The sequence below is a fragment of the Saccharothrix variisporea genome (assembly GCF_003634995.1).
GTDB classification, from domain to species: domain Bacteria; phylum Actinomycetota; class Actinomycetes; order Mycobacteriales; family Pseudonocardiaceae; genus Actinosynnema; species Actinosynnema variisporeum.
On the sequence record NZ_RBXR01000001.1, the window covers coordinates 8,750,025 to 8,771,115 of the forward strand.

Annotated in this window: 16 protein-coding genes; 14 read left to right on the forward strand and 2 right to left on the reverse strand. The window is 73.0% G+C overall.

Annotated elements, in window-relative coordinates:
- Positions 1 to 136: 136 nt before the first annotated feature.
- The 13 genes from DFJ66_RS39515 to DFJ66_RS39575 all read left to right on the forward strand — a co-directional run bounded on the left by DFJ66_RS39515 (position 137) and on the right by DFJ66_RS39575 (position 17,105).
- Positions 137 to 1,417, forward strand: coding sequence for a lysine N(6)-hydroxylase/L-ornithine N(5)-oxygenase family protein (locus DFJ66_RS39515; RefSeq protein WP_121229554.1), 1,281 nt, complete (start codon positions 137 to 139; stop codon positions 1,415 to 1,417).
- Positions 1,417 to 2,994 (forward strand): class I tRNA ligase family protein, encoded by a 1,578-nt coding sequence (locus DFJ66_RS39520; RefSeq protein WP_121229556.1) that lies wholly within the window; start codon positions 1,417 to 1,419, stop codon positions 2,992 to 2,994. The genes DFJ66_RS39515 and DFJ66_RS39520 overlap by 1 nt, the downstream gene beginning before the upstream one ends.
- Positions 2,994 to 4,028 (forward strand): FAD-dependent oxidoreductase, encoded by a 1,035-nt coding sequence (locus DFJ66_RS39525; RefSeq protein WP_121229558.1) that lies wholly within the window; start codon positions 2,994 to 2,996, stop codon positions 4,026 to 4,028. Before DFJ66_RS39520 ends, DFJ66_RS39525 begins: the two co-directional genes overlap by 1 nt.
- Positions 4,025 to 5,302: an MFS transporter gene (locus DFJ66_RS39530; RefSeq protein WP_246030104.1), complete on the forward strand. Its 1,278-nt coding sequence runs from the start codon at positions 4,025 to 4,027 to the stop codon at positions 5,300 to 5,302. The genes DFJ66_RS39525 and DFJ66_RS39530 overlap by 4 nt, the downstream gene beginning before the upstream one ends.
- Positions 5,299 to 6,594 (forward strand): ATP-grasp domain-containing protein, encoded by a 1,296-nt coding sequence (locus DFJ66_RS39535; protein ID WP_121229559.1) that lies wholly within the window; start codon positions 5,299 to 5,301, stop codon positions 6,592 to 6,594. The genes DFJ66_RS39530 and DFJ66_RS39535 overlap by 4 nt, the downstream gene beginning before the upstream one ends.
- 20 nt (positions 6,595 to 6,614) lie before the next feature.
- Positions 6,615 to 7,814, forward strand: a complete 1,200-nt coding sequence (locus tag DFJ66_RS39540; RefSeq protein WP_121229561.1) for an acyl-CoA dehydrogenase family protein — start codon at positions 6,615 to 6,617, stop codon at positions 7,812 to 7,814.
- Between the two features lie 8 nt (positions 7,815 to 7,822).
- The gene (locus DFJ66_RS39545) at positions 7,823 to 9,079 is read left to right on the forward strand and encodes an ATP-grasp domain-containing protein (RefSeq protein WP_121232406.1); all 1,257 of its coding nucleotides are present in this window, start codon (positions 7,823 to 7,825) and stop codon (positions 9,077 to 9,079) included.
- Positions 9,079 to 10,386, forward strand: coding sequence for an FAD-dependent oxidoreductase (locus tag DFJ66_RS39550; protein ID WP_121229563.1), 1,308 nt, complete (start codon positions 9,079 to 9,081; stop codon positions 10,384 to 10,386). Before DFJ66_RS39545 ends, DFJ66_RS39550 begins: the two co-directional genes overlap by 1 nt.
- Before the next feature lie 277 nt (positions 10,387 to 10,663).
- The gene (locus tag DFJ66_RS39555) at positions 10,664 to 11,185 is read left to right on the forward strand and encodes a hypothetical protein (RefSeq protein ID WP_121229565.1); all 522 of its coding nucleotides are present in this window, start codon (positions 10,664 to 10,666) and stop codon (positions 11,183 to 11,185) included.
- A gap of 176 nt (positions 11,186 to 11,361) precedes the next feature.
- Positions 11,362 to 12,900, forward strand: a complete 1,539-nt coding sequence (locus tag DFJ66_RS39560) for a trypsin-like peptidase domain-containing protein (protein WP_121229567.1) — start codon at positions 11,362 to 11,364, stop codon at positions 12,898 to 12,900.
- The gene (locus tag DFJ66_RS39565; protein WP_121229569.1) at positions 12,897 to 15,245 is read left to right on the forward strand and encodes a serine/threonine-protein kinase; all 2,349 of its coding nucleotides are present in this window, start codon (positions 12,897 to 12,899) and stop codon (positions 15,243 to 15,245) included. The genes DFJ66_RS39560 and DFJ66_RS39565 overlap by 4 nt, the downstream gene beginning before the upstream one ends.
- Complete coding sequence (locus DFJ66_RS39570; protein ID WP_121229571.1) at positions 15,242 to 16,690, forward strand: VWA domain-containing protein; 1,449 nt, start codon at positions 15,242 to 15,244, stop codon at positions 16,688 to 16,690. Before DFJ66_RS39565 ends, DFJ66_RS39570 begins: the two co-directional genes overlap by 4 nt.
- A 28-nt stretch (positions 16,691 to 16,718) precedes the next feature.
- Complete coding sequence (locus tag DFJ66_RS39575) at positions 16,719 to 17,105, forward strand: CU044_2847 family protein (protein ID WP_121229573.1); 387 nt, start codon at positions 16,719 to 16,721, stop codon at positions 17,103 to 17,105.
- A gap of 21 nt (positions 17,106 to 17,126) precedes the next feature.
- Here DFJ66_RS39575 and DFJ66_RS39580 read toward each other — a convergent pair whose 3' ends face one another.
- On the reverse strand, positions 17,127 to 18,221 hold the full coding sequence (locus DFJ66_RS39580; protein ID WP_121229575.1) for a transporter substrate-binding domain-containing protein: 1,095 nt from the start codon (positions 18,219 to 18,221) through the stop codon (positions 17,127 to 17,129).
- Positions 18,218 to 19,480: a hypothetical protein gene (locus DFJ66_RS39585; RefSeq protein WP_147459513.1), complete on the reverse strand. Its 1,263-nt coding sequence runs from the start codon at positions 19,478 to 19,480 to the stop codon at positions 18,218 to 18,220. Before DFJ66_RS39585 ends, DFJ66_RS39580 begins: the two co-directional genes overlap by 4 nt.
- 236 nt (positions 19,481 to 19,716) lie before the next feature.
- On the opposite strand from DFJ66_RS39585, the gene DFJ66_RS39590 reads away from it, so the two are divergent.
- Positions 19,717 to 21,075, forward strand: coding sequence for a nucleobase:cation symporter-2 family protein (locus DFJ66_RS39590; protein ID WP_121229579.1), 1,359 nt, complete (start codon positions 19,717 to 19,719; stop codon positions 21,073 to 21,075).
- Positions 21,076 to 21,091 lie beyond the last annotated feature (16 nt).

Genomic DNA, 21,091 nt, shown 5'->3' on the forward strand with positions numbered 1-21,091 from the left:
GACCGGGAAAACCGGCTCCATAGCATCGCTGCTGCGTTCGGCACAGCGCCCCGAGGCGTTCGTGCACCGACTCTGGCGCGTTCAGCGGAGTCCCCGACGCGCGCCTGACCGATCTGCGGACGAACGGGGTGGGTTTGTGACCGAAACTCGAGTGGGCCTGCTGGCGATCGGGGCCGGCCCGGCGAACCTGGCGCTCGCGGCGGCCATCGAGGAGTCCGGCCGGCCGGACCTGGCCGAGCAGACGATGCTGCTGGAACAGGGCCCGGACGTCACCTGGCAGCGCGACCTGCTGATGCCGTGGGCCCGCAGCCAGGTCTCCTTCCTCAAGGACCTGGTGACCCTGCGCAACCCGCGCAGCCGGTTCTCCTTCCTCAACTTCCTGCACGACCAGGGGCGGCTCGACGAGTTCGTCAACCTGGCCACGTTCAACCCGTTCCGCTGGGAGATCTCCGACTACCTCCAGTGGGTGGCCCGCTCCCTGGAGCGGGTCCGCATCCGCTTCGACTCCCGGGCGGCGAGCATCGAGCCCACCCGCGGCGGCGACGGCACGATCACCGGCTGGGCGGTGACCCTCACCGACGGGCACGTCATCCGCTGCCGCGACCTGGTGCTGGGCGGCGGCCGGGACCCGCACGTCCCGGAGGTGTTCGGCGACCTGCCGCCGGAGCGGATCATCCACAGCACCCGGTACCGCACGCGGGTCGCCGCGCTGCCCGCCGACGCCCCGCTGCGGGCGGTCGTGGTGGGCGGGGCGCAGAGCGCGGCCGAGATGTTCATGGCGCTGCACGACAACCTGCCCAACAGCACCTGCACGATGGTGGTGCGCTCGGTGGGCCCGCAGAACTACCAGACCAGCAAGTTCGTCAACGAGCTGTTCTTCCCCTCGTTCGTCGACCGGTTCTACGACAGCCCGCCCGAGGTGCGCCGGCAACTGCTGGCCGAGATGCACCTGACCAACTACGCCGGCATGGCGCCGCCGTTCCTGGAGCACATGTACACCGCGCTGTACCAGGAACGCGGCCTGGGCACGCCGCGCTCGCAGGTGCGGACGCTGACGGAGGTGGTCGGCGCGCGGGTCGAGGACGACGAGGTCGTGCTGGACCTGCGCGACCGGACCACCGGCAAGGTGGAGCCGCTGCGCTGCGACGTGGTGCTGCTGGGCACGGGGTTCGCGCAGCGGATGCCGGCGATGGTCAGCGACCTGGCCGAGCGCATCGGGTTGAGCGAGATCACGGTCAACCGCCGCTACCGCCTGGACCTGGGCGAACCGGCCTGGGGCGCGGTGTACCTCCAGGGCGTCAACGAGGCCACCCACGGCATTGCCGACTCGCTGATCAGCGTGCTGGCCCACCGGTCCCAGGACATCCTCGACGACCTCGTCGCGCGCCAGGGCACCACCGAGCTGAGGAGCGCCTGATGGGCCGCCTCGTGGTCGTCTCGCCCGCACCCACCGCCAACGGCGACCTGCACGTGGGTCACCTCGCCGGCCCGTTCCTGGCCGCGGACGTCTGCACCCGCTACGCCCGCGCCACCGGCCGGGAAGCCCTGTACGGCACCGGGATGCACTTCACCCAGAACTACATCGTCACCGCCGCGCGCCGCCTGGGCATGGCCCCGGAGGACCTGCGGGAGCGCTCCGCCCGCGAGGTCGAGCAGACCCTGGCCGCGCTCGGCATCGAGGTCGACGGGTTCGGCTGCGTCGGCGACCGCTTCACCAAGCTGGTCTACGACTTCTACCAGCGCCTGCACAGCGCGGGCCGGCTGGAGCTGCGCACCGTGCGCTTCCCGTACCTGGCCTCCACCGACGAGTACCTGATGGACGCCCTCGTCGCCGGCGGGTGCCCGTTCTGCCTGGCGGAGGGCTACGCGGGGATCTGCGAGAGCTGCGGGCTGCCGGTGGCGCCCGGCGAGCTGCTGGACCCGCGCTCGACGCTGCACCCCGACGAGCCGGTGCAGTACCGCGACGCCGACATCCTGGTCTTCCCGGTCGAGCGCTACCGGGCGGAGCTGGAGGAGTACTTCGCCCGCACGCCGATGCGCCCGCACATGGCGCAGCTGATCGAGACGGCGCTGGCCTCGCCGCTGCCGGACTTCCCGATCACCCAGCCGACCTCGTGGGGCATCCCCGCGCCGTTCCCCGAGGTGCCCGACCAGGTGATCTACCCGCACATGGAGGGGATGCCGTGGAGCATGTTCACCACGGCGCTGGGCGCGGAGAAGCGCGGGGCGGTCCTGTCCACCGACGACGAGCTGTGGCTGGCCGACTCGGGCAGCACGGTCGTGTACTTCCTCGGCCTGGACGCCACCTACCCGTTCGCGATCGTGGGCACGGCGATGCTCACCGCCCTGGGCGGGTACGTGCTGCCCGCCCAGTACGTCACCAACGACTTCTACGAGCTGGCCAACGAGAAGTTCTCCACCAGCCGCGACCACGTCGTGTCCGGGCGGGAGCTGGCCGCCGAGGTGCCGCGCGACCTGATCCGCTTCCACCTGTGCGCCACCAGCCCGGAGTTCCAGCGCACCGACTTCACCCGCGAGGCCCTGCACCGGGTCACCGACACGCGGTTGACCGGGCCGTGGAACCGGGTCGCCGAGGTCGTCGACCGGTTCGCGGGCCGCGAGCTGCCGGTGTCCGCCGACGCCGAGCGCCGGGCGCGGCGGATGGCGGAGCGGTTCGCCGACGCCTACGAGCTGCGCCGGTTCAGCCTGACCGCCGTGGCGTCGGTGCTGGCCGAGCAGCTGGGCCGGCTGGACCGGCTGGCCGCGACCGCCACCGACGACACCGCGGGCGACCTGTGCCACCAGGTGGGGGTGTTCCTGCGCTGGGCCGCGCCGGTCCTGGTCGACCTCGCCGCCGAGGCGCTGCCCGACACCGGGTTGTCCGGCACTGGGCTGCCCGGCACTGGGCTGTCCGGCACTGGGCTGCCCGGCGACCTGGCGGTGGACACCGTCGTGCCCACGCGGTTGCCGCGCCTGCGCCGGACGACGGCCTGATGGCGTCGGTCGTCGTCGTCGGGGCGGGGGTCACGGGGCTGGTGACCGCGGTGGACTGCACGCTCGCCGGGCACCGGGTCACGGTGCTCGACCGCGGCCCGCTGCCCAACCCGGCGTCGACCTCGGCCGACCACTCGCGGGCGCTGCGGGTGCTGCGGCCGGGCGACGTGCCCGCCACGCTGCGGATGGCGCGGGCGCGCCGCCGGTGGCTGGCGCTGGAAGGGGTGCTGCGCACCCGGGTGTTCCGCCCGGTCGGCGTGGTCACCGCCTGCGCCCCCGACGAGCTGGACGCGGCGCTGGGCACCGCGCGCGACACCGGTGTGCCGGCCGTGGTCGTGCGGCAGGCCGCCGTGCCGCCCGTGCTGCTGCCCGCCGGGACGCGCGGGGTGCTCGACCGCCACGCCGGGGTGCTGCTGGCCGAGCGGTTCCTGCGCGCGGCCACCGCGTGGCTGGCCGAACGGCCGGGTGTCGCGCTGTGGCCGGGGCGCACCGTCGTCGACGTCGCCGAGCAGCAGGTCACGCTGGCCGACGGGACGAAGGTGGGCGCGGACGTCGTGGTGGTCGCCGCCGGGCCGTGGACCGCCGACCTGCTCGGCACGCCGGTCCGGCTGCACCGCCAGACCACGGCCTACCTGCGCCCGCCGCCCCGCCTGGCCGACTGGTGGGGCAGCGCCCCCGGCGTCGGCCGGATCGGCGCGGACGGCCGGGCCTGGCTGCTGCCACCCGGCGACGGCGCCCTGCTCAAGATCAGTTCCGACGCGGTGTGCCGGGAAGTGGGCAGCACCGACGAGGCCGACGACGGTCCGTGGACGCGCCGGCTGCTCGCCGAACCCGTCCTGGCCGACCTGGCGGACTACCGCGTGGTGGCCGTGCGGGACTGCCACTACGCCGCCGACCCCGACACCGGCGGCCCGGTGCTCACCAGGGTCCGCCCCTCGGTCTGGAGCCGCCCCGCCTGCGGTGGGTCCGGGTTCGGCACCGCACCGCTCGTCGCCGACGAGATCGCCGCCGCAGTCATGGAGGTCAGCGCGTGAACGACAAGGCGTCCGACGGGGTCCTGGCCGCCATCCGGGCCACCCCGCTCCCCATCCGCTACCTGCTCGGTGGCGTCGCGCTCAACCAGTTGGGCGCGTTCGTGCAGACGTTCCTGGTGCTGTACCTGGTGTACCGGGGCGGGTCGGCCGAGGTGGCCGGCCTGTCGCTGGTCGCCTACAGCGCCGGGTCGGTGTTCGGCACCGTCCTGGGCGGCGAGCTGACCCACCGGTTCGGCCCGCGCGTCACCATCGGCCTGTCGATGGCGGTGTCCGGTCCGATGGTCGCGCTGGTGCCCTGGACCGCCGGGCTGGACGCGGTGTGGCCGCTGATGCTCGACGTGGCCCTGGCCGGGCTCGTCACGCAGGCCTACCGGCCGGCCGCCGCCGTGCTGCTGAGCAACCTCATGCCCGAGAAGTTCCAGGTCATGGCGTTCTCCATGATGCGCATCGCGCTCAACACCGGCGCCGCGCTCGGGCCGCTGCTGGCCGCCGTGCTGATCACCGTCGACTGGGACCTGCTGTTCTACTTCGACGGCCTCACCGCCGTGCTGTACGCGGCACTGGCGTTCACGCTGCTGCCCAACGTCCCCGCCCCGGCGGAGGAGAAGCCCGAACCGGGCGAGGTGGTCGACCGGCGCTCGGCGTACGCGGTCATGCTGCGCGACAGCCGGTTCCTGATGTTCCTGGCCTCGCTGTTCCTGGGCACCATCGTCTACACGCAGTTCTTCGTGGCGCTGCCGCTGAAGATCGTCGCCGACCACCAGCCGGTCGGCCTGTACAGCGCGGTGCTGGTCACCTCGTCGGTCGTGCTGATCACCTGCGAGCTGAAGATCACCTCCTACATCGTCAAGTGGCCGCCGCCGCTGGCGGTGGGGCTGGGGCACGCGGTGTTCGCCCTGGGGTTCCTGGGCTGGTGGCTGACCTCCTCGCCGGTCGTCGTGGTGGCGGGCAGCGCGTTGTTCGTGCTCGGCCTGATGATGTCCGGTCCCAGCATGTTCGCCCGGCCCGCCAAGGCGCCCGCCCGCTACAAGGCCCGCTACCTGGGCGTCACGCACGCCCTCGCCGGGCTGTCCGGCTCGATCGCCCCGCTGCTGGGCGTGCTGGCCTGGAACCGGCTGGGCGGCGGCATCTGGGCGGTGTGCGGGCTGCTGGCCCTGGCCGCCGCGGTGCTGGCGTACTTCGGCATCACCGTGCACGCCGAACCGGAACCCGCCGCGCCCGCCGAGGCGGAGCCCGCCGCGCCGGTCTCGGAGATGGTGGAGGAGAAGGCGTGAGCGACGACGGAGTGCTGCTGGTGATCGGCAGCGGGCTGCGCTACTACCGCGAGTACCTGGTGGAGTCGGTGCACCGCCGGGCCGTGGCCGCCGGGCTGCGCACGGTGCTGCTCAACAACCTCACCCCCACCTGGCAGACCCGCTACTTCGACGAGATCACCGTCGCCGACGTGTTCGACCCCGCCGTCATGGCCGCCACCGCGCGGGCCGTGGCGGCACGGCACCGGGTCGTCGGGCTGCTGTGCTGGGACGAGCCGCTGGTGCTGACCGCCGGGGAACTGGCGGCGGAGTTCGGCGTGCCGGGCCTGGGCCTGGGCGGGGTGCACGCGTGCCGCGACAAGCACCGCACCCGCGCCCTGCTCACCGCGGCGGGCCTGCCGCAGCCGGGGTTCGCCATGCCCGCCGACCTCGCGGAGGCCCGCGCGGCGGCCGACGACATCGGCTACCCCGTCGTGGTCAAGCCGCGCGCGCTGGGCGCGAGCATCGGCGTCGTCCTCGCGCACGACCCGGGCGAGTTCGACGCGGCGTACGCGGTGGCGTCGTCGGCCAGCGCGGTCGACCAGGGCGTCTACGGGGCGCGGGTGATCGTGGAGGGCTACGCCGACGGGCCGGAGGTCAGCGTCGACGGCGCGGTCCACAAGGGCGAGTACACGCCGATGTTCCTGGCGCGCAAGCACTCCGGCGAGGCGCCCTACTTCGAGGAGGTCGGGCACGTCGTCGACGCCGCCGACCCGCTGCTGGCCGACGACGCCCTGACCGACACCCTGACCCGCGCGCACGCCGCGCTCGGCGTCGAGGACGGCGTCACCCACGCCGAGGTGCGGCTGACCGCCCGGGGACCGGTCGTCATCGAGGTCAACGGCCGCGTCGGCGGCGACCTGATCCCGCTGCTGGGCCGCGTCGCGACCGGGATCGACAGCGGCGAGGTGCTCTTCGACGTCGCCACCGGCCGCCGACCCGAACTCACCCCCACCCGGCGGGCGGTCGCCGGCATCCGGTTCGGCGTGCCCGACCACGACTGCGTCGTGCGGTCGGTGGCGGTGCCCGCCGACGCGCCGGGGCTGGTGACCGCCGGGCCGATGGTCGAACCCGGCACCACCCTGCGCCTGCCGCCCGGCGGGTACCTCGCGCGCCACTCGTTCGTGGTGTGCGCGGCCGACGACCCGCCCACCTGCGAGCAGCGACTGGACGAGGCCGCCGCCCGGGTGGTGGTGACCGCCGACCCGGTCGACCCGCCCGAACGCGGCGCGGTGTTCGAGATGCCCGCCGGACTGCTGGACACCGACGCGTGAGCAGCCACGAGGAGCCAACGATGACCCTGTCCCCCTCACCCGTCGACGCGCCGCCGGCCGCCGCCGACATCCTCGCGCGGGCACGCGCCCTCGCGCCGCACCTGCGCGAGCGCGCCGCCGAGATCGAGAACGCACGGCGGTTGCCCGACGACATCGTGGACATGCTGCGCGGCACCGGCGTCTACCGCATGGGCTTCAACCGCGACTGGGGCGGCCCGGAGCTGTCCTCCACCGAGCAGGTCGAGGTGATCGAGGCGCTGGCCTACGGTGACGCCTCCGCCGCCTGGTGCGCCGAGATCGGCTCGCACACCGGCCTGTTCGCCACCTACCTCGACCGGTCGGTGGCCCGGGAGATGTTCACCGACCTGGACACCATCACCACCGGGGCGCTGTTCCCGGTCGGCCGCGCGGACCGCGTCCCCGGCGGCTACCGGCTCAGCGGCAGGTGGACCTTCGGCAGCGGCATCACCCACTGCGACTGGGTGATCTCCGGTGCCTTCATCTACCGCGACGGCGAACCCGAGCCCAGCCCGGACGGCGACCCGCACGACTCGCGGCTGTTCATGGTCCCCGCCTCCGACGTCACGGTCATCGACCAGTGGCACACCACCGGGATGCTCGGCACGGGCAGCTGCGACTACACCATCACCGACGTGTTCGTGCCCGAGGAGCGGTCGCTGAGCTTCGACACCGTCCGCGACCCGTCCGGGCCGCACACCCAGCCCGAGGCGTTCATGCGGTACATGCCCGGCATCCCGCTGGGCGTGGCCCGCGCGGCGCTGGACCACGTGCGCGAGCTGGTCACCGGCCGCGAGCGCGGCGGCGTGCGGTGGGCGGACAACACCAAGGTGCAGGTGACCATCGCCGAGTGCGAGGCCGACCTGGCCGCCACCCGCCACGGCGTGTTCGGCGCCCTGCGCAGGCTTTCGGAGGTCCTGGAGGCCGGCGGCACCCTGGACGACCTGACCCGCGACGAGCGCGCCGCACTGCCGCTGTCGCGCCTGCACTCCTTCCGGGTGGCGCGCTCGATCGTCAACCGGCTCTACGACCTGGTGCAGACGGCCGCGATCCACCGCAGCTCGCCGTTGGACCGCTGGCTGCGCGACACCACCACCATGTGCCAGCACGTGTTCGCGCAGGACCGCATCCTGCAGTCCGCGGGCGCGCACCTGCTCGGCGGCACGCCGGAGTTCCGGCTGTGCCTGGGCCTCGTGAAATGAGGGACACCGTGACCGACCGCCCGATCATCCTGGTGGGCTTCGTCAACGCGCTGGCCGAGCTGTCGGGGTTCCTGCCCGAGGGCTCGGTGGTGCTGGTGGAGGAGCCCGACGTCGTCCGCAAGCGGGGCGTGCGCGCCATCGTCGACTCCTCGCCGCTGGTGCGCGAGCTGGTCGAGTGGGAGCACCAGCTCCCCGGCGCCGCCGACGCGTTCTTCGCCGCCCGGCCGGACCTGCACGCCTCGGCCGTGGTGCCGTTCGTCGAGTACGCCACCCCGTTCGCCGCCCGGCTGGCCGAGCGCTGCGGCGTGCCCGGCGCGGGGTTCGGCGCGGCCGGGCTGATGCGCGACAAGTCGTTGCTGCGCAAGGTGACCCGCGCCGCCGGCATCCCCAACCCGGCCTCCGAGGCCGTCGAGTCGCCCGAGGACGTGCTGCGGTTCATGGCCGAGCACCCCGGTCCCGTCGTGCTCAAGCCCGCCGACCGGCAGGGCGCGGTGGGCACGCGCATCCTGCACGACCCGGCCGAGGTGCCGGGGGCGTGGGAGGAGTGCCGCGTGCACGACGAGGGCGCGATGGTGCCCGACCGGCCGCGCGCGGTCCGGATGCTGGTGGAGGAGTACGTCGCCGGGCACGAGTACAGCGTGGAGATGGTGGTGCGCGACGGCGTGCCGCTGTTCACCAACGTCACCGACAAGCTGCTCTACCCCGGGCCGCACCCGGTCGAGCTGGGCCACGTCCTGCCCGCCCCGATCGAGGCGGACCTGGCCGCGGACCTGGAGGCGAGCACGACCGCCGTGCTGCGCGCCACCGGGTTCGGCTCCGGGTTCGTGCACTGCGAGTGGATCGTGCGCGACGGCGTCCCGGTGCTGGTGGAGTGCGCGGGCCGGTTCCCCGGCGACGGCATCGTGGAGATGATCGAACGCGCCTACGAGCAGCCGGTGGGCCAGTACTACTTCGCCGTCATGCGCGGCATCGAGCCGCCGGAGTTCCCGCGCACCGCCCCGCAGGTCGCCGCCGTGCGGTTCGCCCCGGCCGTGTCGGGCGAGATCCTGGAGATCACCGGGCTGGAGGCGGCCAACGAGCTGCCCGGCGTCGTGCGCTGCTGGATCGGCCCGCCGGTCGGCGAGGTGGTGCCGGAGCTGCGCCACTCGTGGCACCGGGTGGGCGCGGCGGTGGTCCTCGCGCCTACGGCGGCGGAGGCGACGGCGTTGGCGGAGAAGGCGATGGGACAGGTGCGCGTGGTGACCAGACCGGTGGGGAGCGCCTAGTGGAGTTCACGGTCGTCGGAGCCGGGATGGCGGGGGCCTTCCTCGCCCTCGCGCTCGGCAGGCAGGGGCACACCGTCACGGTCTACGACCGGCGGCCCGACCCGCGGACGTCCGCCAACGCGGTGACGTCGATGAACCTGGGCCTGTCCCGGCGGGGCCTGGACGCCCTGGACCGGGTCGGCCTGCTGGAGGAGGTGACCCGGGAGACGGTGCCGATGCGCGGCCGGATGCTGCACGGCACGGACGGTGCGCTGCGGTTCTCCGCCTACGGCGAGGGCGGCATCCTGGCCATCCAGCGCCAGGACCTCAGCGCCGTGCTGGTCGCGGCGGCCGACCGCGTGCCCGGCGTGCGGTTCGTGTTCGACACGCGGTGCACCGGCGTGGACCGCGACCTCCCCTCGGTGTCCTTCGTGGACGGTTCGGGCAACGCGCTGGTGGTGAAACCGGACGTCGTGGTGGGCGCGGACGGGGCGTTCTCCACCGTCCGCCGGTTCCTGCACCACGACCAGCGGGCCGAGTTCACCCAGAGCTACCTGGAGTGGGGGTGGCGCGAACTGCGCATCCCCGCCGCCCCCGACGGCAGCCACCGCATGGCCGACGACGTGTTCCACCTGTGGCCGCGCGGCGACACCATGATGTTCGCCCACCCCAACCGGGACGGCTCGTTCACCTGCTCGTGCGTCCTGCCCTTCCACGGCCCGGAGGGCTTCGACTCGCTGACCACCGCCGCCGACGTGGAGGCGTTGTTCCGCAAGCACTTCCCCGACGTGCTGGAGCTGGTCCCGGACCTGGGCGAGGACTTCCTGTCCCGGCCCACGTTCAACCTCGTCACCGTCAGCACCTCGCCGTGGACGCACGAGGGCAAGGCGGTCCTGATCGGCGACGCGTGCCACGCCGTGTACCCGTTCCTGGCGCAGGGCATGAACTCGGCGTTCGAGGACGCCCTGGAACTGGCCGACAGCCTGGCCCACCACCCGACCGACACGGCGGCGGCCCTGTCCCGCTACTACACCCGCCGCAAGCCCAACACCGACGCCCTCGCCACCATGTCCCGGCACAACTTCGCGGAACTGCGCGACACCGTCCGCTCCCCGGCCGTGCGGCTGGAACGGGCGTGCGACACGCTCCTGGAGAAGCTGCTGGCCCGGCGGTGGATGCCGTTGCACACCATGGTGACGAACACGACGATCCCGTACGCGCAGGCGCAGGAGCGAGCGACCAGACAACACCGGCTGCTGAAACTGGCAGCCCTGACCACGCTGGCCGCCGCCGGCACGGTGGTCCACCACTTCCGCCGGAGACAGTGACCGGGTGACCGGTGCCCACGCGGCATCCCGCACCTGCGAGCGGGGTGCCGCGTGCGGCCGGTCGTCATCGGTCGGTCGTAGCGGGCGGATCGTCCGGTGGCAGGGCCGTGGCCACGGCCCTGGAGCGTGCCGGGCTCTCAGGGCTCAAGAAGCTGCTGTAGCCTTCGGCCGATATGTCGCCAGTGGGTGTCGAATCAGCCGGCGTTGAGCAGCACGGCCAGGACGCGGTCGCCGGTCACGTCTCGGAACGCGGCGACGCAGCCCGGGGTGCCGCCTGATGAGCAGCGTCGGGTACTTCGAGGCGTGGAGGCTCTGGTTCGACGGCAGCAGCACGCTGCGGGACGCGGAGCTGTGGGGTCTGCCGGTGCTGTGGTGGGGGCGCATCGGCAAGCTCGCCGCCTTTCTGGCCGGCCTGACCCTGATCATGGACATCGTCGGCCCCGAGCGGCTGCGCCAGTTCTCGGAACGCTACGTGCGGAGGAACCGCTCACGGCTGGGCATCGCGTGGCCTGCGGTCGTGGGCGCCGCAGCGGGAGCCCTCCTGATCTGGGCCGTCTTCTTCCCGGGGAGGGTGACGTTCCCCGGAGGGTGGATCGAGGTCTCCTCCACCGGGTTCACCGCGGTGACCGCCGGCATCGCTCTCGTCGGCTCGCTGGCACTTCTGGTGCCCGTGGCGCTGCAAGGCATCCGGCGGGTCCTGATCCACGTCTTCGAGCGCGACGCGCTGGCGCGGACCGTGCAGGTGGTGGCCCTTTTCCTGTTCATCGTGGGATTCCACTTCGACCTGCTCGCCTCGTAGCTCAGAGCACCACCGAGGACGAACAGCCTCTGTCTTGCGCGCAACGGGAGCGGGTTTGTTCCCCCGTGTCGGCTGCCGGAGCACAGGCGGTGTCCAGGATTCGACGTGCTAGGCCGAACGGGGGTCGGGTTCGTGAAGGGTGATCGTTCGCGCCACCCCTGCCCTATCGTTCGAGGATGATCGCTGGTGCGGGCCGTGCCGGGGCGTTCGCGCACGGAGCGGAGCCGTGGCGGGTTCGGGTGCGGGATCGGGGTGGGGGCGGTGTGCTCGGCGCCGGGGTTCTGGTGGACTCGGAGCACGTCCTCACCTGTGCCCACGTCGCGCTCGCCGGTGAAGGGCTCGTCGTCGACATGGTCGCCCTGCCCGGTTCTCCCGCCAGTGACGCCCGCATCCTCGCCTGCGTCCCGCCGGACGGGGACGACCGGGGTGACGTCGCGATCCTCAAGCTCGAGACCAGGCAGCCGCGCGGGGTCGGGGCGACGCTCCGCAAGGCCGCCCTCACCTGGGACCGGCCGGTCCACACCCTCGGCTACCCGCACGGCCAAGGCCTGGACATCGGCGTCTGGGCACGCATGACGCTCGCCGCCTGGGCCGGGTCCGAGTGGCTCCAGATGAACCGCCGCTCCGACGGCGAGCAGCGCGTCCGCGCCGGGTTCAGCGGGTCGGGTGTCGCCGACGACGCCACCGGGGACGTCCTCGGCATCGTGGTCAGCGAGTACACCGACGACGACGCCGGGTTGTCGTGGATGATGCCCGTCGCCGCCATCGAGGCCCACCTGCCGCTGATCTCCGAGTGGTCGGTGGGCGACCGCGGTATCGACTCCGACCGGTTCGTCCCACCCGCCGACAGCGCCCACCCCGCCGAGCGCGTCCGCGAGATCATGGACTGGCTCGCGCGCCGGCGGGACGGGGCGGCCGTGCTGATCGTCGTCGGGGACGAGGTGACCGACCTCCGGCACGCCGTCGCGCTCTCCAGCGTCGGTGACTCCGCCGAGCCCGATCTCGCCCTCGACGTCGAGGGGCTCACGGCCGAAGACGTGTCACGGCGCATCGTCGACCGCGCCGGGCTCGCCGTCCACGGCTCCAGCACCGAACGCGTCCGGGCCGGCACCCCGCCGATGACCGTCGTCGTGGACGGTGTCGACCAGGCCGACGAGCCGCGGGCCCTCCTGGACGACGTGTTCAGGCCGATGGTCTCCAGCGGCGCACGTCTCGTGTTCGGCTTCCGCGACGAGGAGTCGACGGCCCTCGACGCCGCGCGCGCACTGGCCCGGGAGGCGGTCGCCGCGCGGCTCGACGGGTTCGCCGAACGCATCGCCGTGCTCCTGCGGTCCGGTTCCGACAGCGGCCCCGACGACCGCCTCGGACGGCTGCGCATCCGCCTCACCGCCCTGCGCCGCGCCGCCGCCGACGACTGGGCGCTCGTCGCCGAACGGCTGCCCCGGTTCGACCGCGCCATCGCCCGGGTCGAACGAGAGCGGAGCGCCGCGCGGCAGGACGAGAGCGACCTTTCCGACCTGCGCGGCCTCCTGGAGGCGTGGAAGGCGAAAGCGGGTGACGGCGGGCTGGTGGAGCACATCGGCATCGCCGCGGCCTACCGCAAGGCGCACGCGCGGCTGGCGGCCGACCCCGTCGACGTGTCCGCTGCCCGCAAGGCGGTGCGGGAGTACCAGGACGCGGTGCGCCGGGCGTTGGCGAAAGGGGAGCACGGATGACCGCCTGCACCAGGCCAGGCTGCGACGGCACCATCGACGAGACCGGTTTCTGCGACACCTGCGGACATCGGGCCGAGGCGCCGCCCGCCGCCGCGGTGAGCAGTGCCGGCAGCAGCAGCACCAGCACCGGCAGCCGCCGGTCCCGCACGAGCGATCCGCTGTCGCTGCCCGTCTTCGACTTCCCCGACCCGACCAGCCGCATCCTCACCGACCCCCAGGTCCCGGTCCGCGTCCGGCGCTGCGGCAACCCCGAATGCCCCGACCCGACGGCACTGCCCGCGCAGGGCGCGGGGTTCTGCCTGGCGTGCGGCACGGCGTTCTCGTTCCTGCCCAGCCTCGAACCGGGGGACCTCGTCGCCGACCAGTACCTCGTCGTCGGCTGCTTCGCGCGGGGCGGGCTGGGCTGGATCTACCTCGCCAAGGACACGCACCTGGACGACAACCCGGTCGTCCTCAAAGGACTCATCGACGTCGCGGACGAGGACCTGGCCACCGCCGAACGCCAGGCCCTGACCACGATCAGCCACCCGAACATCGTCCGCATCTTCAACTTCGTCAGCCACCCCGACGCGCACACCGGCGTGTCGCGCACCTACATCGTCATGGAGTACGTGGACGGCCTGGTGCTCAACGAGGTCGCCGAGCAGTCCCGCCACGGCACGCTGCCGCTGGGCGAGCCGCTGCGCACCGAGCACGTCATCGCCGTCGGCCTCCAGGTCCTCGCCGCGTTGGACTACCTGCACGAACGCGGCCTGCTCTACTGCGACCTCAAGCCGGACAACGTGATCGTCCGCTCCGGGCGGCAGGGCGAGCGCGGCAACCGGGTCAAGCTGATCGACCTCGGCGCCGTCCGGCGGATCGGCGACCGGTCCGGCAAGATCGTCGGCACCCGCCCCTTCCAGGTGTCCGAAGCCGAGATCGCGGAACGCGGCCTCACCGTCCAGTCCGACCTGCACACCGCCGGCGAGCTGCTGCGCCGGCTCTACTCCGCCACCGCGGACCGCACCGGGCAGTACGGCGTCGCCGACCGGCACCGCGTCGAGGTGGGCCTGGAATCGTTCCGCCGGGTCTGCACCCGCGCCCTGGACGGCGACCCGGACCGCCGGTTCGCCTCCGCCGCCGACATGGCCGACCAGCTGCGCGGCGTGCTGCGCGAGGTCGCCTCGCTGCGCGACGGGCAGCCGCGTCCGGAGCCGTCGACCCTGTTCGTCCACACCGCCACGCTGCTGGACGACGGCCTCGGCGCCGTGCCCCCGCTGCGGCGGTGGGTCGACGCACTGCCCGAGGACGTCGTGCTCGACCACGGCAGGCCCGCACCGGACGTGGTGGCCATCGGCCTGCCCGTGCCGCGCGCCACCGCCGACGACCCGGCGGCCGACGTCCTGGCCGCCGCCGACGCGGAGGACCCGCAACGGCTGCTCGACCGGCTGGAGACGGCGGGCTTGCGCACCCCGGAGACGGCGTTCGTCCGGTGCCGCGCGGGACTCGCCGCGCGTGATCTCGACGCGGCGGTCGAGAGCCTGCGCCAGGCGCGCGCCCTGCTCGGCGGCGACCGTGACTGGCGGTTGCGGTGGCACGAAGGGCTCATCGCCCTGGCCGACGACGACGTGGCGGAAGCCGAGGAGGCGTTCGACGCCGTCTACGCCGAACTGCCCGGCGAGGACGCGCCGAAGCTCGCGCTGGCCTACTGCGCCGAGCACGAGGGCCTGCGCATGACGGCCGAGGGCCTGCACACGAAGGCCGAGGGTGTGCGCACGAAGGCCGAGGGTGTGCGCACGAAGGCCGAGGGCCGGCGCACCGAGGACGACAGCCCCCTCGTCAAGGCCGAGCGCCTGCTCACCAGGGCGGAGGCGCTGTACCGCGCGGTGTGGCGGCGCGACCGGTCCGTGGTCAGCGCCGTGTTCGGCTTGGCGCGGGTTCGGCTGGCACGGGGTGACCGCGCGGGTGCGGTCGAACTGCTGGACGAGACGCCGCCGGTGTCGCGGCACTACGACGCCGCCCGCATCGCGGCCGTGCGCGTGCTCAGCGGCCTGCTGACCCGGCCGGGCGGGCTCGACCGCCCCAACGCCGCGGACCTCGCCGCCGCCACCGACCGGCTGGCCAAGCTCTACCTCGACGGCGGCGCCCCCACCGGCCAGTCCCGCGTCCGCCTGGAAGCAGTGGTGCAGGAGGCCGAGCTCGCCGCGTCCCTGGCCGGCGACGAGGTCCTCCGGCACTGGGAGGAGGCGCTGCGCGAGCGCCTGGAGCGCTCGTACCGCGCGCTGGCGCGGCAGGCCGACACCAGGGCCGAGCGCTCCCACCTGGTCGACCTCGCGAACCGCTACCGGCCGGTGACCTTCCGATGAGCCACAGGGGCGAGAACATGGACGACGTGCCCGGCTTCAGCCTGGCGATCAGCCAGAACCGCTATCTGTCCACTGAGGACGACGAGATGCACGCCGTCCTCACCGTCACCGCCGAAGGTCTGACCGCGGCCGCCGCGCCCGAGGTGGCCGAGGTGATCGCCATCGACTGCTCGGGCTCGATGGCGTACCCGCCCACGAAGATCGCGGCGGCGCAACGGGCGACGAAGGCCGCGATCGACGCGTTGCGCGACGGCGCGCTGTTCGCGGTGATCGAGGGCACGCACACCGCCCGGGTCGTCTACCCGACCGGCCCGCGCCTGGTCGCCGCGACCCCCCAGACCCGCCGTGCGGCGAAGAAGGCCGTGGGCCGGCTGCAGGCCAGCGGCGGCACGAACATGGGGGAGTGGCTGGGACTGGCCCGCGGTCTGCTCGCCGACCACCCGACGGCCGTGCGGCACGTCATCATGCTGACCGACGGCCAGAACAACCCGGACGACCGCAAGCTCGACACCGAGTTGCCCCTGTGCTCGCGCGTGTTCACCTGCGACGCGCGCGGCATCGGCGCCGACTGGGAGAAGCGTGAGCTGCTGCGCATCGCGGCGGCGCTGCACGGCACGGCCGACGCCGTCCGGCAACCGGCCGACCTCGTCGCCGACTTCGAGGCGATGACGAAGGCCGTCATGGACAAGGTCGTCCCCGAGGCGCGGATCGTGGTGAAGACGACGGCCCGCGCGGAAGTGGACTTCCTGCGCCAGACCTTCCCCACCGACGCCGCGCTGGTCGGCGACCGGATCGACGCGCGCACCACCGCGTTCACCACCGGTTCGTGGGGCGCGGAGAGCCGCGAGTTCCACCTCCGGCTCACGGTCGACTCGTCGGACGCGGAGCTGGACAGCGACATCCGGGTCGGCCGGGTGGACCTGGAGGTGCGCCGGCCGGGCTCGATGGAGTTCGAGAGCGCGTGTCCGCCCGTCCTCGTCCTGGCGCACTGGACCGACGACCTGAAGCAGTCGAGCAAGATGGACCCCAAGGTCGCCCACTACACCGACCAGGCCGAGCTGGGTCGGGCGGTGCTGCGCGGGTGCGACGCCCACGACGCGAACGACCTGGTGACGGCGGCGGTCGAGTGGGGCCGCGCGGTCGCCCTCGCCACCGCCCTGGGCAACGAGAAGGTGCTGGGCCGGCTGCTGCGGCTGGTCGAGGTCGTCGGCGACCCGAGCGAGGGCGTGGTGCGGCTCAAGGACGACCTCGCGGCCGTCGACCTGCTGTCGGTGGGGATGAGCTCGGTCATGTCGAGCATGAGCCCCGACGCGCCGCCGGTGCACCCCCGCTCGCCGGACCCGAAGGCCACGACGGCACCCGAGATCACGTGCCCGAACTGCGCGAAGACGTGGCCCGCCACCGCACGGTTCTGCGGCGCCTGCCGCACACCGCTGACCGCGTGACGACCCAGAACACCGAGGAGAAACCCCTGTGGCGACGGAGCACCCGCACTCGGAGCTCATCCGGTTCCCGCTGGCCGACGGCGGCTCGGTCCTCGTCGAGGTGGACGAGCCCCCGGGCATCTCCCGCGCCGGCCGGTCCTCGACCAGGGTGTTGCAGGAAGCCCGCGCCACGTTCGAACAGGCGGTCGCCGGCGTCCGGGACGCGGCGGCGGCGGCACTCGCGCAGTTCACGTCCATGACCCGCGCGCCCGACGAGGTCGAGCTGAAGTTCGGCCTGAAGCTGGACGCCGAGGCGGGCGCGGTGATCGCCCGCACCGGCGTCCAGGGCCAGTTCGAGGTCAAGCTCCGGTGGCGCCGCGACGACCTGCCCCCGGAGGAGGAGACCGTCGAGGAAGAGCCCGTCGCGGAGCCGTGACCGTCGCGGAGCCGTGACCGCTCAGTCGACGTAGCCGACGGGCGGCAGGTCCAGCGGCGTCCCGGGGTCGCCCAGGCCCGCCGCCCGCACCTCGTCCACGAACCACCGGTTGCGCGAGGCCACCAGGGTGCCGTCGGCGCGCATCTCGGCCAGCACGCCGTTGACGAACCGGATCAGGTCCTGGTGGTCCTCGCTCATCGCGATGCCCGCCTCCCCGCCGCCCTGGCCGCGCAGGTCGACCAGGGTGGTCCCGGGGTCCTGCAACCGGAGGCCTTGCAGGATCGGGTAGTCGGTGTAGATCGCGTCCACGAGGCCGCGTTGCAGCAGCATCAGGCACTCGCTGGAGTCCGGCACCGACACCGGCAGGATCCCGGTGTCCGACCGCGCGGCGGTCAGGTCGGCGATGCTGGTCGTGGCCGATGCGGCGCACACCTTCCGCCCGCGCAGGTCCGCGAGCGACGCCCGTCGCTCGGCGCCCGTGCGGGTCAGGATTCCGGCGTTCGTCGTCAGGTAGGGCGAGGAGTACATCACGTCGTGGGTGAACACCCGGCTGCACGTGAGGGTCACGTCGGCGATGACCATGTCGACCTCCGGCACCTCGGCCAACTCCGGGTCCCGTTGCCGCGCCTCCCTGTTCTTGACCGTGTCCAACGCCAGCAGCCGACTGCCGGTCGGCATCGTCACCAGCCGCAGGCGCGAGTCGTCGGGGTCGAGCGGCCCGCCGAACAGCTCGGCCGCGACCCGGTTGACGATGTCGATCTCGTAGCCCTCCATGCGCCCGGTCGCCTGGTTGCGGCGGCTGAGCAGGGGCGTGGTCTGGCTGACGCCGACGACGAGCCCCTTCTTCCGGATCTCGGCCAACTTCGCGCCGGTGGGCGTGCCCGCGGCGTCGCGCGTCAGGCCCGCCGGGTTGAGGGTGCGTCGCGGGTTGTACTGCTCCCTGCCCGCCAGCGTGTTGCACTCCGGGACGAACGCGGCCTCGGCACCCGGGTCGGAGTAGCCGTTGGGCAGCACGAGGGGCGCGGCACGGTCCTCCCGGGGCGCGGGAGCGGGGGCCGAGCACCCGGCCAGGAGCAGCGTGAGGGCCGCGGCGACCGATCCGACGCGCGCCCTCACCGGTAGTACTCCGCGATCCGGGGCCACATCCCGGCCACCGCCGTCACCGCCGCGCCGCCCATCAGCAGCGCGAAGACGACGTCCAGACCGTCGAGCGCGGCGCGCGCGGACGCCGTGGACTCGGCGGAGCTCCTGGTGTAGCCGGAGATCGCGGCGGTGAGGTGCTCGTCCACCTGCTCGGCGTAGGACTTCCCGTCACCCGCAGGCGGCGTCACGAGCGCGACGGTCTCGGGGTAGGTCAACGGCTCGTCCGGCGACTTGATCAACTTGGTGTCGGCCTCGGTCCACGACCGCAACGCCGACGCGGCCTGGTCGACCCGGTCCCGGTCGGGTCCGGACCCGGCGAACTCCTCGGCCTCCTCGATGAGAGCGGCGATCTTCCCCAGATCGGTCTTCAGCGCGTCGATGTCGCCGACCGCGGGGTAGATGAGGATGCGCGCCTCGTTGCCGTCGGCGGACCGGCCGACGTTGCGCGCCTCGGCCAGGGGCGCCACCACCCGCTCCCGGGTGACGATGCTGTCCTCCGCGTTGCCCGACGAGACGAGCAGCGCGATCGGCAACCAGAGCACGGCGATCACCGTGAGCGCGGTCGCCGCCAGCAGGCCGAGGTTGACCTTGCGGCGGGTGCGCGCGAACAGGAACCGCTGCGACCGGTAGAGGATGAACAGCACGACGACGCCCAGCAGGTAGGTGGACCAGGCGTGCTCGGACGCGTCGCGCTGGGCCTCGGTGAGAGCTTTGATCTGCTCGCCGCGCAGTGCGTCGGCGTCCTTGAGGATGGTGTCGCGCACGAGGAACGAGGCCTGGGACAGGTAGGACGTGCCGACGGGGTGGTTGTCGCGGCTGGCGCTCCAGCCGACCTCGACCAGTTGGACGTACTGGGGAACGAGGTCGGTCAGCCTCCGCACCCGTTCGGAGGAACTGCCCCCGGGGTCCCGCGACGCGGCCTCGCGCAAGGCGTCGACGGCGTCGAAGACGTCCTCGCGGAACTTCCGCTGGAGCGCCGGTGAGCGCTGTTGGTCGACGAGGACGGCGTCGAGGGACGTGGCGTCGGCGTCGGCGAACGTGCGGTAGATGTCGAGCGCGGCGGACGTGAGCGCGCCCCGCCGGTCGACCGCGTCGTCGAGCAGGGCCTGCCGGTCCCGCAGGACCGTCATCCCGACGAGTCCGAGCACGATCGTGGACACGGTGGTGAGAGCCGCGATCAGCGTCAACCTGCCCTCGGTGCGCCGGAGATAGGCGCTGAAACGCTCACGCACCAACGCCACCCCCTGGAACAACTCCGCACGATTGCGGTCCGTGCCTTGGCTTTTCGGTGATCTGTCGAGTGAATCACAGCGATTGCGCGCTGTCGTCGGAATCGGCGAACACGTGATCGTGGTGCGGTGTACCGCACCGTCCCGGCGGGAAACACGATCATCACGGCCTCGACCCCCTGCAGTCACGCACGCCGTGTTGGCTGACGTGCCCGAACACGTGGACGGGGGAGTGCCGCATGACGAGTCGTGATGTCCACCCGGTCGACCAGGGCCTGCCCGCCGGGCGGCTCGCGCTGCTAGGCCTGCAGCACATGTCGATCATGTACGCTGGCTCGGTCGCGGTGCCGTTGATCGTCGGCAGCGCGTTGAAGCTCGACGCTGCCACGATCGCGTTGCTGGTCAACGCGGACCTGCTGGTCGCCGGGATCGCGACGCTGGTGCAGGCCGTCGGCGTCGGGCGGTTCCTGGGGATCCGGCTGCCGGTCGTGGCGGGCGCGACGTTCAGCGTGGTGAACCCGATGATCCTGATCGCCGCGCAGTACGGCATGCCCGCGGTCTACGGTGCGATGCTGGTCTCCGGTGTGTTCGGGCTGCTCGTCGCCCGGCCGTTCGCGAAGCTGATCCGGTTCTTCCCACCTCTGGTGTCCGGGACGCTGCTGGTGGTCATCGGGGTGTCGCTGGTCGGGCCGGGCACGGCGATGATCGCCGGGCACGACACCGGGTCGCCGGACTACGCCGCGCCGTCGCACATCGCGCTGGGGTTCGGGGTGATCGCGCTGGTCGTGCTGTTCACCAGGGTGTTGCGGGGGTTCGCGGGCCAGATCGGGCCGCTGCTGGCGATGGCCATCGGCTTGGTCGCGGCGATCCCGATGGGTCTGGTGCACTGGGACGGGATCGGCGCGGCCGGCTGGTTCGGCCTGGCCTCGCCGTTCCACTTCGGCCCGCCGACGTTCCCGGTCGCGGCCGTGCTGTCGATGTGCGTGGTGATGCTGGTGACGCTGACCGAGTCCACCGCGGACCTGATCGCGGTCGGCGAGATCACCGGACGGCGGCCCTCCGACGCCGACCTCGCCCGCGGCCTGGCCACCGACGGGCTCTCGGCGGTGCTCGGCGGGGTGCTGAACTCCTTCCCCGACACCGCGTTCGCGCAGAACGTCGGCCTGGTGCGGATGACCGGGGTGCGCAGCCGGTGGGTCGTGGCCGTGACCGGCGGGGTGCTGGTGGTGATGGGCCTGGTGCCGAAGGTCGGCGCGGTCGTGTCGGCGGTCCCGGAGCCGGTGATCGGCGCGGTCGCGGTGGTGATGTTCGCGATGGTGGCGGCGGTCGGCGTGCAGAACCTGGGGAGGGTCGAGTTCTCCGGCAACCACAACACCTTCGTCGTCGCGGTGTCGCTCGGCGTGGGGCTGCTGCCGGCGTTCGCGGTCGACCGCTTCGGCAACTCGATCTTCTTCCAGCACTTCCCGGCGTGGTTGCAGACGATCTGCGGCAGCCCGATCACGGTCACCGCGATCCTCGCGTTCTCGCTCAACCTGCTGTTCAACCACCTCGGCCGGCAGGCCGCGCCGGACCTGCCCCAAGCGTCCACGGGCACCTGACGTCGGGCGGACAAGG

Excerpts from the sequence above, each read along its gene's own strand:
- DFJ66_RS39520 (WP_121229556.1), top strand. The coding sequence starts at position 1,417 with ATGGGCCGCCTCGTGGTCGTCTCGCCCGCACCCACCGCCAACGGCGAC.
- DFJ66_RS39525 (WP_121229558.1), top strand. The coding sequence starts at position 2,994 with ATGGCGTCGGTCGTCGTCGTCGGGGCGGGGGTCACGGGGCTGGTGACC.
- DFJ66_RS39540 (WP_121229561.1), top strand. The coding sequence starts at position 6,615 with ATGACCCTGTCCCCCTCACCCGTCGACGCGCCGCCGGCCGCCGCCGAC.
- DFJ66_RS39555 (WP_121229565.1), top strand. The coding sequence starts at position 10,664 with ATGAGCAGCGTCGGGTACTTCGAGGCGTGGAGGCTCTGGTTCGACGGC.
- DFJ66_RS39560 (WP_121229567.1), top strand. The coding sequence starts at position 11,362 with ATGATCGCTGGTGCGGGCCGTGCCGGGGCGTTCGCGCACGGAGCGGAG.
- DFJ66_RS39565 (WP_121229569.1), top strand. The coding sequence starts at position 12,897 with ATGACCGCCTGCACCAGGCCAGGCTGCGACGGCACCATCGACGAGACC.
- DFJ66_RS39570 (WP_121229571.1), top strand. The coding sequence starts at position 15,242 with ATGAGCCACAGGGGCGAGAACATGGACGACGTGCCCGGCTTCAGCCTG.
- DFJ66_RS39590 (WP_121229579.1), top strand. The coding sequence starts at position 19,717 with ATGACGAGTCGTGATGTCCACCCGGTCGACCAGGGCCTGCCCGCCGGG.